This is a genomic window from Bacillus cereus group sp. MYBK195-1, from assembly GCF_051916605.1.
Taxonomy (GTDB): Bacteria; Bacillota; Bacilli; order Bacillales; family Bacillaceae_G; genus Bacillus_A; species Bacillus_A cereus.
The window spans coordinates 774,425-786,871 of sequence record NZ_JBQAGZ010000001.1 but is presented as its reverse complement, the minus strand read 5'-3'; the positions used below and the strand labels follow the sequence as shown (position 1 = coordinate 786,871).

Below are 12,447 nucleotides of genomic sequence, written 5' to 3'. Positions count from 1 at the left end.
CACCCTCCCTTATCATAACAAAATTTTTCTCCTTTTGTTGATGTAATTTCCAAGAAAAAAAAGGAAGTTTCCGCTTCCTTTTTTCCCATTTCTATTTCTTAAAACTTTCATATTTTACAGCTTCAAAAGCTTCTTCAATTTCATCATTACGATAATGGACGTATGTAAATCGCCCTAATTCTACTAATCTTGCTATTTCTTGTAACGCTTTATGCTGCTCATATGTTTCTTCCAGCTTAATATGTACATAAAACTTCATCAACGGATGTTCATATAAAGGTTCTCCCACCTCTACATATACATCTTCAACCCCTTGCACAACTCTTACATAACTTGCAAATTGATAAAGAGCTTCTCTGTCTGAAACGATTTTTAATGTATACATATATTCTCCCCCTTTTCTTTACTATATCAAAAAGATGATCACACCATGTTATAGAACTATGAAATTTTTTCGACTTGTCATCTATATATTCAATAAAGAAGGCGTTTATCCATACATGACATCTTTTTCCCACATATATTATAGGAAGAACTTTTTTTCATTTGAGGTGTTCCTTATGGATCCATACGTCAATATATGTATTTGTATTACTCCCGGCGCCGATATTTCTGATGACCGCATCGCAAAAGATTTAGCTATTGCAGAATCAATTTGGCACCCCATTACATTTCAAATTCAAGAAGTAATTGTATTAAATGAACTTTTCCGTTTTTTTGACCGTGAAATCAGTTATAAAAATTCCATTCAAAGTCAAGAAAAGCTGGCATCCTTTTTCCAAACATGTGTAAATGAAGCTCCTGAATGCGACCTTTATATTTGTTATATTGGCAGTGATTATTTCAAAGAAACAGCAGTAATTGCCTGCGCTTATTCTTTAGCAAAACAACAGCAACTTACTGGCTATATCGTTTTAACAAATTCGGCTGCTCCTATGAAAAATATATATACGCTCGCTCACGAAATCGGTCATATTTTATTTACAAGACGTGTTCACGGAAAACTTACTCATGCAGATCCTCATTCTCCAACCGGCTCGGAGCACCACCCTTCTCCAACAAATCTTATGTATCCGATAGTCCCTCGTCCAGAAAACGTTCATATTCATTCCTTATTAACAGCAGAACAAAAAGCGCTCTCTTTACAAAGCTCTTTATTACAAAGAAAAAAACAGTAACCCTCATGTTACTGTTTAAAACAACTTATTCCAATCAACAAAACAAATCCCGGCTGCTAGAAATAAAAATAGACAACTAAATGTAAATGTAATCCCTCTAAAAATCCCTATATAATATTTCTTTGGAAATAATTTTTGGTATATCCAGAGCAGCCGCTTTTTATTGAATTTCTAGTTCATACTTTTTCTTTCTTCAATTTTTAAAGACCATTTCATTAATCCATATATACTTCCATACATAAGTAAGACCTTTGCAATTCCCCAAAATACATTACTTTCTTCTAAGTCCTTAAATAAGAACATAATCATAAGAGGAACAATTAGTACAAAAACACCCATCCAGCCAAGAACATATACTTCACCAATAAGAAGTAATAAAAAGATAATTGCTGCTAATATATATGTTTGCATTGTCGCCAATTGCAATACAGGTGTCCCATACCATTTATTCATAAACATCAATAACACCAATAATAAAATAGGAACCATTACTATTACATAAATCATTCCAAATTCTACTAATTTACTTTTAAAAGAAGACATTCTAAATGCAACAATCGTTCCAATAATCGTAATGATTAAAACGATAGGATAACCAATTAACTGTACATTTGTTAACGTAAATTGTTGATCGGGGCTTCCAAATAAAATATTTGTCAGTAACCAATATCCACCAATACCAATAATCATCCCTAAAATACTTTTTATGCTCCCGCTTTTATCCTTCTCCATCTCTTTCGCTAATTCTTCCGCATACTCTTTTGGTGAGTCACCAAATATGTCACTTACTGTCTTTCCCTTTTTTTCACCTTCTATTAAATGAAGCTCTGCATCTTCTAGAAAAGCGTCCACATCTTCTTCTTTAATCCCTTTTGTTATTAAATATACTTTCGTATCAATTAAAAACTTTTCACCTTCTTTAGAAATCTTCATTATAACTCCTCCCTTATTTAACCATTTCTCTTCTATTCGTCTTCATCATAATTTCAACAAAAATTAAAATAAATAAACTTCCGTATAAACATATAATTTGAAATAGCATTGGCATAAGATCTTCCGTTGTAAATGTTTTAAACACTAACATAATTGAAAGTGGAATGATTAAATATAAATTTTTAAACCATCCTTCAAAATATATATTTATAGTTACTGTGATGATAAAAATCCCACCAGACACTATATAACTTTGCACTTCGGTGAATGTGAGCATTTTTGTCGGATATATCACATCTAATATCGTAACAACTCCTAATAAAAACATTGGAGCAATCATAACTAAAGACCACATAGAAAACCATGTTTTTGTAAAGCTTGTTACGAAGGTCATTTTGCGAAGTAGAAAATTAGGACCTATAACAACTAAAATAAATGAAAAACTATAACCGATACACTGAATAAGTGAAATCTGTAACATTCCATTATTCACTATTAAGATAGAAGCAATAATCCAAAACGATACGATATTCATTACTGTAAAACCAATTTGCTTCCACGTTTCCCGTCTATCCTTTTCCATTACCTTTACAAGTTCATGCGCATATTCTTTCGGGGAGCTTCCGAAAATATCTTCTACACTCTTCCCCTCACTCTCACCTTCTATTAAATGCAACTCTGCATCTTCTAAAAAGTTTTCAATATCACTTTCTTTTACACTCTTTGCCGTCAAAAATAATCTCATATCTAACAAAAACTTTCGTGCTTCTCTTGATAGCATTATTTTTTTCTCCCCTTCCCTACCAGTAGACGCTCTACACTACTTTGCATCGCTTCCCAGCGATCCATAAATTCATCAAGTGCTTCCTCGCCTTTTTCTGTTAATGTATAATATTTTCGCTTTGGACCAGATGGAGATTCCTTCATTACGCTTGTTATTAGTCCTTCTTTTTGCATTCGTATTAATAACGGATAAATACTCCCCTCACTCGCCATTGTAAAACCATACTTCGCTAGCTTTTCACTCATTTCATAACCGTATATTTCGCCTTCAGAAATAATAGCAAGTAAGCATCCTTCTAAAATCCCTTTCAGCATTTGACTTGTCGACATAATTCAAATCCTCCTACTATCTTGCTTTACAAGATAGATAAGCGTAAGTATCTTGCTTTACAAAATAGTATAGCAAAGACTATTTTGCAAAACAAGATAGCTAACGATATTTTTTCCAAATGTTTGCAGGAATTTCATTATAGCTTCTCTAAATAGAGCACTATGAAAACTTTATTATGAAGGGATGTTTTTCATCATGGTTACAAATCGAGTTGTCTTTTTAACAGGTGCTGCAAGTGGCATTGGTTATGAAATGGGAAAGGCTTTTGCAAAAGAAGGTGCAAAAGTTGTGATTACCGATCGGCTTGAAGAACGTGCAAAAGAAGCTGCTGAACAATTACAAAATGAAGGTTTTCAAGCTATCGGTTTAAAATGTGACGTTACATCTGAAGAGGAAATTACAGCAGCAATTTCTCAAACAGTTGATCATTTCGGTTCATTACATATATTAATTAACAACGCAGGAATGCAACACGTTTCACCCATTGAAGACTTTCCAACTGAAAAGTTCGAGCTACTAATTCAAATTATGCAAATTGCTCCGTTTATCGCAATTAAGCATGCCTTTCCGATTATGAAACAACAAAAATATGGTCGTATTATTAATGTCGCTTCTATTAACGGCCTTGTCGGATTTGCTGGAAAAGCTGCCTACAATAGTGCAAAACATGGCGTAATTGGATTAACAAAAGTTGCTGCTTTAGAAGGTGCTACGCATGGTATTACTGTTAATGCCCTTTGCCCTGGTTATGTCGATACCCCTCTTGTACGTAATCAACTACAAGACTTAGCTACTACACGAAATGTACCACTTGAAAATGTTTTAGAAGATGTTATTTATCCACTCGTCCCACAAAAGCGCTTATTACAAGTACAAGAAATCGCTGATTATGCGATGTTTTTAGCGAGTGAAAAAGCTAAAGGTATAACGGGACAAGCTGTTGTTATAGATGGGGGTTATACCGCTCAATAAAAATAAAGTTTGCTCAAGAAGAGCAAACTTTATTTTTTATCCCGAGGATCTTCGTACTTTAGTAATTGCCGCGGGAGCTTCTCAATTGCAACAATTACCCCCTCTAATTTACTTTCAATACGGTGGAGTAAATATAATGTTACAACAATCGGAAACCCTACATTACCTATCATCTTAATCCACTCTTCCATCCTCTTTCCCTCCTTTCATTATATAAGTAAGAGAAAACACTGCATTTAGGCATAAAAAAACAAGCTATTAAATTTCAGCTTGTCTTTCAAATAATGTCAGAATTTCTTTTTTATAATCTCCACGTAAAATCCCTTTCTCAGTAATAATTCCTGTAATTAATTCATTCGGCGTTATGTCAAATGCTGGATTATAAACATCCGTTCCAATTGGTGCTACTTGTTTTCCAAAGATTTTTGTAACTTCTGTTTCATCTCTTTCTTCAATAATAATTTCGGCTCCAGTTTCTTTCGTAACATCAAATGTTGACAGTGGAGCAGCAACGTAAAATGGGATATTAAAGTGCTTTGCTAAAATAGCTAAATTCATTGTCCCTATTTTATTGGCTGTATCTCCATTTGCGACAATTCGATCCGCTCCCACAATAATCGCGTTTATTTCTTTCGTTTGAATAGCATGAGCTGCAGTATTATCTGTAATAAGGGTCACATCAATATTTGCTTGCTTCAATTCCCACGTCGTTAAGCGACCACCTTGTAAAACTGGCCTCGTTTCACACGCATATGCATGTAAACGCACACCTTTCTCTTTTCCAATATAAAAGGGAGCTAATGCAGTTCCATATCTGGCAGTTGCAATACTTCCAGCGTTACAGATTGTTAAAATATTATCGCCATCTTTAAAACATGTTAACGCATATTCCCCAATATTTCGACACACCTCTTCATCTTCCTGTTGAATACGAAGCGCTTCTTCTTCTAATATTTTTTGTGCTTCTTTTATTGTAGTAATCTCTCGAATAGATTCTCTCATACGATCAATTGCCCAAAATAAATTTACTGCCGTTGGGCGTGATGTCCCTAAATAGTTACAGTCTCTATTAAACTTCTTTTGAAATTCTTCGATATGTAAAGTATTATATTTTTTCGCTGCAAGCGCCAAGCCAAATGCAGCTACAATTCCAATTGCAGGCGCTCCGCGTACTTCTAACATTATGATACTTTTCCAAACCTCTTCAATAGTCGTTAATGTTTTGTATTCTGTGCTATGTGGCAATTTCGTTTGATTTAATACCGCAATTGCATCACCTTTCCAACTTACAGATCTCGGAACAGTAACGATTGTACTCATGCTTTTACACCCCTTGAAACTGTCTGTTGAAATAATGTTCGAAACAGTTGAATATCAGCACTTTTAGATTCATATTTTATTAGTTCTTTTCCTAAGGATAGCGCTTGTTTCTTAGCTTGAATTCTTGTTTCTTTATTTTCTATTTCATCTAAATCTGCTACATGAGCTAAACCAATTGTTCTACGAATTAGTTCACATCCGGCAAATCCAACAGCATCAGTAAAGATATTTTGCAAAATAATTGGTAACCATTGTTTTTCTTTCGTATATGCTTCTACACCTTCCCCAATCCATAACTTTGTAAAAGTCTCTACAAAATAACTCCACGTCTTTTCTATATGAAAAAATAGTACACTTCTCTTTTCTTCTTCTCTAGATAAAGCATTTAATAATAGATTTGCAATAAATTGACCTATGTCAAATCCAAATGGGCCATATGTCGCAAATTCTGGATCAATCACTTTCGTTTCAGAAGGTGACGAAAAAATACTACCAGTATGTAAATCACCATGAATAAGAGTTTCTTTTCTTGTTAAGAACTTATATTTATATTGTGCTACTTTTAGTTTTAAAGTTTTATCACTCCAAAGTTCATCAACCACGAGCTGTAAATCTGGCTCATAATCATTTGTATCATAATGTCCAAATGGATCTGTAAACACTAAATCCTCTGTAATTTTACAAAGGTCCGGATTTACAAAGGCACCTTCTAGTACCCTCTTCTCTTCTGACTGTAAACCAAAATCTGAAGTGTAAAATAAAACATGTGCTAGAAAACGACCAATATGCTGGGATAAAAGCGGATATTCTTCTCCGTCTATTAATCCTTTTCTTGTAATTGTTAGTCTTGATAAGTCTTCTATTACCGTTATCGCTAACTCTTCATCATGACTGTACACTACTGGAACATAATCCGGTACATACTGCGCAAAAATTTGCAGTGCCTTGCTTTCAATCGTTGCTCTTTTTATAGACAATGGCCAGCTTTCACCAACTACTTTAGCATAAGGCAGTGCTTGTTTTATTATAATGGATTTCTCTCCATCATCTAATTTGAACACGTAATTTAAGTTTCCATCTCCAATTTCATGACAAATGACATTTGCCTTCTCTTCAAAATAGCCATGATCTTTCGCATATTGTACAGCTGTTATTTCTGTTAATGAATAATATCCCATCGTCTTCTCCCCCTTTTTAAATTCAGAGGTTTTTCTAACATAGAAAAACCTCTTTCCACTAAGAAAGAGGTTTGAAGTTTATCTTCTCCCCTCTTATCTGCCAGAAAGTTTTACTTTCTGCTGGAATTAGCACCGTGCCTTTTGGCGTAATAAACGCCCCATTTCACAATGGTATTACGGTCGGTTGCTGGGCTTCATCGGGCCAAATCCCTCCACCTGCTCTTGATAAGAGTTATATAATTTTTTGAATTTTTAACTTTATGTTGAAGACTATACCAAGAATAAAAATCACTTGTCAACATTTTATTTGTATAATTCTGGACGGCGATCCGCAAAAACTGGAATTCCTTTACGTACTTCTTTAATTTTCTCGAATACAAGCTCTCCAAATAAAATTGATTCCTCTTCATTCGCCTCTACTACAACTTCACCCCAAGGATCCACAATTAAAGAATGACCTGCAAATACATTATTCGAATCCTTTCCTGCTCTATTACACGCAACAACATAACATTGATTTTCAACTGCTCTTGCTTGCAATAGCAAACGCCAATGTGCTAAACGAACTAATGGCCATTCAGCTACAACAAATAATAATTTTGCCCCTTTAGCAGTATGGACACGCATCCACTCTGGAAAACGAATGTCATAACAAATTGTTCCAGCGCATTCAACATCATCTAGCTTAAATTCGCCCGTACCATTACCAGCTATTAAATATTTATGTTCATCCATAAGCTGAAATAAATGTACTTTACTATATTCGTTGACTAGCTGTCCTTCATTATTTACAACATACATCGTATTTGTAACGCCTTGATCCGTTTGCTTCGCTATGGACCCACCAACAATATGTACATCATATTGCTTCGCCCATTCTATTAACTTTTCTTTCGTTTCCACTCCATCCCTATCTGCAATTTCAGAAAGTCTCGTTAAATCATATCCTGTTGTCCATAGTTCTGGTAAGACGATAACATCTGGTCTTTCCTTCATAGCTTCGCTTATTTTATTTTTAGCATTCTCAATATTTTTTTCTACATCTCCAAAAACAATATCCATTTGAATACATGCGACTTTCATTTTTTCAGCCCCATTCTTATTTTTCTCTTTACAAAATACTGGAAAGATTATATCATTTGTCACTAGAATTGTAACAACTTTCAAAAGAGGTGGAAAGTATGAAATTATTTCAACCTTCTGAGATAGTAACATCATTGCCAACACAATTTTTCGCTTCACTTGTTGCAAAAGTTAACAAAGTCGTTGCAGCTGGTCACGATGTTATTAATCTAGGTCAAGGTAATCCAGATCAACCAACACCGCAGCATATCGTAAAAGCTTTACAAGATGCTGCCGAAAAGACCATTCATCATAAATATCCGCCATTTCGCGGACATGAAAGCTTAAAGGAAGCCGTGGCTACATTCTATAAACGTGAATACGGCGTCGAATTAAACCCAAAAACTGAAGTTGCTATTTTGTTTGGCGGGAAGGCTGGACTAGTAGAATTACCGATTTGTTTTACAAATCCTGGTGATACGATTCTCGTTCCGGATCCAGGTTATCCAGATTATTTATCCGGGGTTGCTTTAGCAAAAGCACACTTTGAAACAATGCCGCTTATTGCAGAAAATAACTTTTTACCAGATTATACGAACATTGATGACTCTATTGCAGAGCGTGCAAAATTAATGTTTTTAAACTATCCAAATAATCCTACCGGTGCTACTGCATCAAAAGATTTTTTTGATGAAACCATTCACTTTGCTAATAAACATAATATATTAGTTGTTCACGATTTTGCTTATGGCGCTATCGGATTTGATGGTCAAAAACCTGTTAGTTTCTTGCAAGCAGATGGTGCGAAAGATATAGGAATTGAAATTTACACATTATCAAAAACTTTCAATATGGCTGGCTGGCGCATCGCTTTTGCTGTAGGGAATGAAAGTGTGATTGAAACAATTAACCTATTACAAGATCATATGTATGTTAGTATATTCGGTGCAGTTCAAGATGCTGCTCGAGAAGCGCTATTAAGTTCACAGTCTTGCGTAATAGACCTTGTAAATAGTTACGAATCTCGAAGAAACGCTCTTATTTCAGCCTGTCACTCAATTGGTTGGAATGTAGACATTCCAACAGGATCATTCTTTGCATGGCTTCCCGTTCCAAAAGGATATACCTCTGAGCAATTTTCTGATATTTTACTAGAAAAAGCACATGTCGCAGTTGCTCCTGGTGTTGGATTTGGTGAGCATGGGGAAGGGTATGTCCGTGTTGGTCTCTTGCATGCAGAAGATAGATTACGAGAAGCCATTAATCGAATTGGTAAATTAAATTTTTTCAAAAAGTAATTGACAACACGAAAAATATCTGACAAAATTCAGTTATCTTAAAATTTTAAACATTTCTAAATACTTCTTATCAAGAGCAGGTGGAGGGACGAGCCCGACGAAACCCGGCAACCGATCTACAATTGTAGACACGGTGCTAATTCTCGCAGCATTACGCTGACAGATAAGGAGCTGGTTGTAAAAAAACCTCTCCTTAGCTGAGAGGTTTTTTTATTTAACTAGGAGGTTATAACAATGAGCGGAATTATAGCGACGTATTTAATCCATGATGATTCACATAACTTAGAAAAAAAAGCTGAGCAAATTGCACTCGGTTTAACAATTGGCTCTTGGACTCATTTGCCACACTTATTGCAAGAACAATTAAAGCAGCATAAAGGCAACGTCATTCATGTTGAGGAATTAGCTGAACATGAACATACCAATTCGTATTTACGTAAAAAAGTAAAACGCGGAATTATTAAAATCGAATATCCGCTATTAAACTTCAGTCCAGATTTACCAGCGATTTTAACGACTACATTTGGAAAGCTATCACTTGATGGCGAAGTAAAACTAATTGACTTAACTTTTTCAGACGAGTTAAAAAAACATTTTCCTGGTCCAAAATTCGGGATAGATGGTATTCGAAATCTTTTACAAGTGCATGATCGTCCCCTTTTAATGAGTATTTTTAAAGGAATGATTGGACGAAACATTGGGTATTTAAAAACGCAATTACGCGATCAAGCAATTGGTGGTGTAGATATAGTAAAAGATGATGAAATATTATTTGAAAATGCATTAACACCACTTACGAAACGCATTGTATCTGGAAAAGAAGTTTTACAATCTGTCTACGAAACATACGGTCATAAAACGTTATATGCCGTAAATTTAACAGGACGAACTTTTGATTTAAAAGAAAATGCTAAACGTGCAGTGCAAGCTGGAGCTGATATTCTATTATTCAACGTATTTGCTTACGGACTAGATGTACTACAATCACTTGCAGAAGATGATGAAATCCCAGTTCCTATTATGGCACATCCTGCTGTAAGCGGTGCTTATTCAGCATCCAAGTTATATGGAGTTTCATCTCCATTATTACTTGGAAAGCTACTACATTATGCTGGGGCTGACTTTTCATTATTCCCATCTCCATACGGAAGTGTTGCGCTAGAAAAAGAAGAGGCTCTTGCTATCTCAAAATATTTAACTGAAGACGATGCATTTTTCAAGAAGAGCTTTTCTGTTCCGTCTGCTGGTATTCATCCTGGTTTCGTTCCCTTTATTGTACGAGATTTCGGTAAAGATGTTGTTATTAATGCTGGCGGCGGAATACACGGACATCCAAATGGAGCGCAAGGCGGCGGTAAAGCTTTCCGTACTGCAATTGATGCTACTTTACAAAATAAACCACTCCATGAAGTAGACGACATAAATTTGCATAGTGCACTACAAATATGGGGAAATCCCTCTTATGAGGTGAAATTATGAGTATTCAAGTATTTTGTGATTTCGATGGCACGATTACAAATAATGATAACATTATGTCCATTATGGAAAAATTCGCACCACCAGAAGCCGAAGAAGTAAAGAATAAAATTTTATCACAAGAACTATCCATTCAAGAAGGTGTTTCTCAATTATTTCAATTAATACCTACTAATCTGCACGATGATATTATTCAATTTTTAATAGAAACTGCTGAAATCCGTAGTGGTTTTCATGAGTTTATACAATTCGTAAAGGAAAATAACATTTCTTTTTACGTGATATCAGGTGGAATGGATTTCTTCGTCTATCCACTCTTACAAGGAATCATTCCAAAAGAGCAAATTTATTGTAATGAAACAGTCTTTTCAGCAGAGTTTATTACAGTTAAATGGCCTCATTCTTGTGATGATCATTGTCAAAATCATTGCGGATTATGTAAATCATCATTAATCCGTAAATTAAGTGATACAAATGACTTTCATATTGTAATTGGAGATTCTATTACTGATTTACAAGCCGCGAAACAAGCTGATAAAGTATTCGCTCGCGATTTTCTTATTACAAAGTGTGAAGAAAATCATATTGCTTATACACCGTTTGAAACATTTCAAGATGTGCAAGCTGAATTAAAACTTTTGTTGGAGGTGAAGGCATGAAACAACTTTTTCGTCAATGGTATGACTTAAGCGAGATAAAAAAAGAGTTAACAACACGAAATTGGTTCCCAGCAACAAGTGGTAATATTTCTATAAAGGTTAGTCATGAACCACTTACTTTTCTTATTACAGCAAGCGGTAAAGATAAAACAAAAACCACTCCAGATGATTTTCTATTAGTAGATCATGTAGGAGTTCCCGTTTTAGAGACTGAATTACGCCCTTCAGCAGAAACAATATTGCATACACACATTTATAACAATACGAATGCCGGTTGCGTACTTCATGTTCATACAACCGATAATAATGTCATCACAAATTTATATAGTGATGCAGTCATCCTTCAAAATCAAGAAATTATTAAAGCTCTAGATATTTGGGAAGAAGATGCAACCATTCACATTCCTATTATCGAAAACCATGCCCATATCCCAACACTTGGAGAAAACTTCCGAAAGCATATACAAGGAGATTCGGGTGCAGTATTAATCCGTAACCACGGTATTACCGTATGGGGCCGAGATAGCTTTGATGCAAAGAAGAGATTAGAAGCTTATGAGTTTTTATTCCAATTTCATATAAAACTATTATCAATTCAAGGAGGCGTTTCTAATGGCGCAAATTCGTATTCATGAAGTAAATACTCGTATTGAAAATGAAGTGGAAGTATCTAAATTTCTACAAGAGGAAGGCGTTTTATATGAGAAATGGAATATTTCTAAACTTCCTACTCATTTAAATGAAAATTATTCGTTAACAGATGAAAACAAAGCTGAAATATTAGCTATTTTTTCAAAAGAAATCGCTGATGTTTCAGCACGCCGTGGTTATAAAGCACATGATGTAATTTCACTTTCAAATAGCACCCCTAACCTTGACGAATTATTAATTAATTTCCAAAAGGAACACCATCATACAGATGACGAAGTTCGCTTTATCGTCAGTGGTCATGGCATTTTCGCTATTGAAGGTAAAGATGGGAAATTCTTTGATGTTGAACTTGAGCCAGGCGATTTAATATCTGTTCCTGAAAATGCAAGACATTATTTTACCTTGCAAGATGATCGCCAAGTTGTAGCTATTCGTATTTTTGTGACAACTGAAGGCTGGGTTCCAATCTATTAAGGTAGTTAGTTGAATAAAAGGACTTGGACCCCCTTTTCCAAACTTTTATTCACTCTACATATATACATCCTCCTATGGAACAGGCTTATTTCATTTTGAAATAAGCCTGATTTTTTATTTACTTGAAAGTAC

Annotated in this window: 15 protein-coding genes, 1 pseudogene and 2 riboswitches; of the genes and pseudogenes, 7 read left to right on the top strand and 9 right to left on the bottom strand. The window is 34.9% G+C overall.

Features of this window, described 5'->3' with window-relative positions; all coding sequences use genetic code 11:
- Window positions 1–91: 91 nt before the first annotated feature.
- Entirely contained in the window at window positions 92–385 is a 294-nt protein-coding gene (locus ACTFRY_RS04345) for a DUF3928 family protein (RefSeq protein ID WP_000288327.1), read from the bottom strand.
- A 175-nt stretch (window positions 386–560) separates the two neighbouring features.
- On the opposite strand from ACTFRY_RS04345, the gene ACTFRY_RS04340 reads away from it, so the two are divergent.
- Window positions 561–1,178: an ImmA/IrrE family metallo-endopeptidase gene (locus ACTFRY_RS04340; protein ID WP_098616207.1), complete on the top strand. Its 618-nt coding sequence runs from the start codon at window positions 561–563 to the stop codon at window positions 1,176–1,178.
- A 15-nt stretch (window positions 1,179–1,193) separates the two neighbouring features.
- Here the strand turns inward: ACTFRY_RS04340 and ACTFRY_RS04335 are convergent.
- The 4 genes and pseudogenes from ACTFRY_RS04335 to ACTFRY_RS04320 all read right to left on the bottom strand — a co-directional run.
- Window positions 1,194–1,337 (bottom strand): annotated as a pseudogene (locus ACTFRY_RS04335) (DNA-binding protein); the annotation flags it as partial.
- A 12-nt stretch (window positions 1,338–1,349) separates the two neighbouring features.
- Entirely contained in the window at window positions 1,350–2,111 is a 762-nt protein-coding gene (locus ACTFRY_RS04330; protein ID WP_000703262.1) for a DUF1129 domain-containing protein, read from the bottom strand.
- 13 nt (window positions 2,112–2,124) lie between these two features.
- Entirely contained in the window at window positions 2,125–2,892 is a 768-nt protein-coding gene (locus tag ACTFRY_RS04325; protein WP_098616206.1) for a DUF1129 domain-containing protein, read from the bottom strand.
- Window positions 2,892–3,224, bottom strand: coding sequence for a PadR family transcriptional regulator (locus ACTFRY_RS04320; RefSeq protein WP_000107978.1), 333 nt, complete (start codon window positions 3,222–3,224; stop codon window positions 2,892–2,894). Before ACTFRY_RS04320 ends, ACTFRY_RS04325 begins: the two co-directional genes overlap by 1 nt.
- A 196-nt stretch (window positions 3,225–3,420) precedes the next feature.
- Between ACTFRY_RS04320 and ACTFRY_RS04315 the strand changes: the two genes are divergently transcribed.
- Window positions 3,421–4,197, top strand: coding sequence for a 3-hydroxybutyrate dehydrogenase (locus ACTFRY_RS04315; RefSeq protein ID WP_000258428.1), 777 nt, complete (start codon window positions 3,421–3,423; stop codon window positions 4,195–4,197).
- A gap of 29 nt (window positions 4,198–4,226) precedes the next feature.
- Here the strand turns inward: ACTFRY_RS04315 and ACTFRY_RS04310 are convergent, their stop codons facing one another.
- The 4 genes from ACTFRY_RS04310 to ACTFRY_RS04295 form a co-directional block, all read right to left on the bottom strand.
- Window positions 4,227–4,388 carry a YvrJ family protein gene (locus tag ACTFRY_RS04310; RefSeq protein ID WP_000393336.1) on the bottom strand — a complete coding sequence of 54 codons (162 nt, stop codon included), beginning with the start codon at window positions 4,386–4,388 and terminating at the stop codon, window positions 4,227–4,229.
- A gap of 67 nt (window positions 4,389–4,455) precedes the next feature.
- Window positions 4,456–5,517, bottom strand: a complete 1,062-nt coding sequence (gene mtnA / locus ACTFRY_RS04305) for an S-methyl-5-thioribose-1-phosphate isomerase (RefSeq protein WP_000104602.1) — start codon at window positions 5,515–5,517, stop codon at window positions 4,456–4,458.
- Entirely contained in the window at window positions 5,514–6,695 is a 1,182-nt protein-coding gene (gene mtnK, locus ACTFRY_RS04300) for an S-methyl-5-thioribose kinase (RefSeq protein WP_098616205.1), read from the bottom strand. The genes mtnA and mtnK overlap by 4 nt, the downstream gene beginning before the upstream one ends.
- A 90-nt stretch (window positions 6,696–6,785) precedes the next feature.
- A riboswitch (SAM riboswitch) is annotated at window positions 6,786–6,927 on the bottom strand.
- Between the two features lie 71 nt (window positions 6,928–6,998).
- The gene (locus ACTFRY_RS04295; protein ID WP_002098106.1) at window positions 6,999–7,862 is read right to left on the bottom strand and encodes a carbon-nitrogen family hydrolase; all 864 of its coding nucleotides are present in this window, start codon (window positions 7,860–7,862) and stop codon (window positions 6,999–7,001) included.
- A gap of 14 nt (window positions 7,863–7,876) precedes the next feature.
- Between ACTFRY_RS04295 and ACTFRY_RS04290 the strand changes: the two genes are divergently transcribed.
- The 5 genes from ACTFRY_RS04290 (at window position 7,877) to ACTFRY_RS04270 (ending at window position 12,315) form a co-directional block, all read left to right on the top strand.
- Window positions 7,877–9,055: a pyridoxal phosphate-dependent aminotransferase gene (locus ACTFRY_RS04290; protein WP_044795960.1), complete on the top strand. Its 1,179-nt coding sequence runs from the start codon at window positions 7,877–7,879 to the stop codon at window positions 9,053–9,055.
- 64 nt (window positions 9,056–9,119) lie between these two features.
- Window positions 9,120–9,225, top strand: a riboswitch (SAM riboswitch).
- A gap of 64 nt (window positions 9,226–9,289) precedes the next feature.
- On the top strand, window positions 9,290–10,534 hold the full coding sequence (mtnW, locus tag ACTFRY_RS04285; RefSeq protein WP_044795959.1) for a 2,3-diketo-5-methylthiopentyl-1-phosphate enolase: 1,245 nt from the start codon (window positions 9,290–9,292) through the stop codon (window positions 10,532–10,534).
- Window positions 10,531–11,190 (top strand): 2-hydroxy-3-keto-5-methylthiopentenyl-1-phosphate phosphatase, encoded by a 660-nt coding sequence (locus tag ACTFRY_RS04280; protein WP_098616204.1) that lies wholly within the window; start codon window positions 10,531–10,533, stop codon window positions 11,188–11,190. The genes mtnW and ACTFRY_RS04280 overlap by 4 nt, the downstream gene beginning before the upstream one ends.
- The gene (locus ACTFRY_RS04275; RefSeq protein WP_000811338.1) at window positions 11,187–11,825 is read left to right on the top strand and encodes a methylthioribulose 1-phosphate dehydratase; all 639 of its coding nucleotides are present in this window, start codon (window positions 11,187–11,189) and stop codon (window positions 11,823–11,825) included. The genes ACTFRY_RS04280 and ACTFRY_RS04275 overlap by 4 nt, the downstream gene beginning before the upstream one ends.
- Window positions 11,803–12,315: a 1,2-dihydroxy-3-keto-5-methylthiopentene dioxygenase gene (locus ACTFRY_RS04270; RefSeq protein ID WP_000057313.1), complete on the top strand. Its 513-nt coding sequence runs from the start codon at window positions 11,803–11,805 to the stop codon at window positions 12,313–12,315. The genes ACTFRY_RS04275 and ACTFRY_RS04270 overlap by 23 nt, the downstream gene beginning before the upstream one ends.
- Window positions 12,316–12,447 lie beyond the last annotated feature (132 nt).

Bases quoted from the DNA above. Each gene is read 5' to 3' on its own strand.
- mtnA (WP_000104602.1), bottom strand. From the start codon at position 5,517: ATGAGTACAATCGTTACTGTTCCGAGATCTGTAAGTTGGAAAGGTGAT.
- ACTFRY_RS04290 (WP_044795960.1), top strand. From the start codon at position 7,877: ATGAAATTATTTCAACCTTCTGAGATAGTAACATCATTGCCAACACAA.
- ACTFRY_RS04320 (WP_000107978.1), bottom strand. From the start codon at position 3,224: ATGTCGACAAGTCAAATGCTGAAAGGGATTTTAGAAGGATGCTTACTT.
- ACTFRY_RS04330 (WP_000703262.1), bottom strand. From the start codon at position 2,111: ATGAAGATTTCTAAAGAAGGTGAAAAGTTTTTAATTGATACGAAAGTA.
- ACTFRY_RS04280 (WP_098616204.1), top strand. From the start codon at position 10,531: ATGAGTATTCAAGTATTTTGTGATTTCGATGGCACGATTACAAATAAT.
- ACTFRY_RS04345 (WP_000288327.1), bottom strand. From the start codon at position 385: ATGTATACATTAAAAATCGTTTCAGACAGAGAAGCTCTTTATCAATTT.
- ACTFRY_RS04270 (WP_000057313.1), top strand. From the start codon at position 11,803: ATGGCGCAAATTCGTATTCATGAAGTAAATACTCGTATTGAAAATGAA.
- ACTFRY_RS04340 (WP_098616207.1), top strand. From the start codon at position 561: ATGGATCCATACGTCAATATATGTATTTGTATTACTCCCGGCGCCGAT.
- ACTFRY_RS04310 (WP_000393336.1), bottom strand. From the start codon at position 4,388: ATGGAAGAGTGGATTAAGATGATAGGTAATGTAGGGTTTCCGATTGTT.
- mtnK (WP_098616205.1), bottom strand. From the start codon at position 6,695: ATGGGATATTATTCATTAACAGAAATAACAGCTGTACAATATGCGAAA.
- ACTFRY_RS04325 (WP_098616206.1), bottom strand. From the start codon at position 2,892: ATGCTATCAAGAGAAGCACGAAAGTTTTTGTTAGATATGAGATTATTT.
- ACTFRY_RS04275 (WP_000811338.1), top strand. From the start codon at position 11,187: ATGAAACAACTTTTTCGTCAATGGTATGACTTAAGCGAGATAAAAAAA.
- mtnW (WP_044795959.1), top strand. From the start codon at position 9,290: ATGAGCGGAATTATAGCGACGTATTTAATCCATGATGATTCACATAAC.
- ACTFRY_RS04315 (WP_000258428.1), top strand. From the start codon at position 3,421: ATGGTTACAAATCGAGTTGTCTTTTTAACAGGTGCTGCAAGTGGCATT.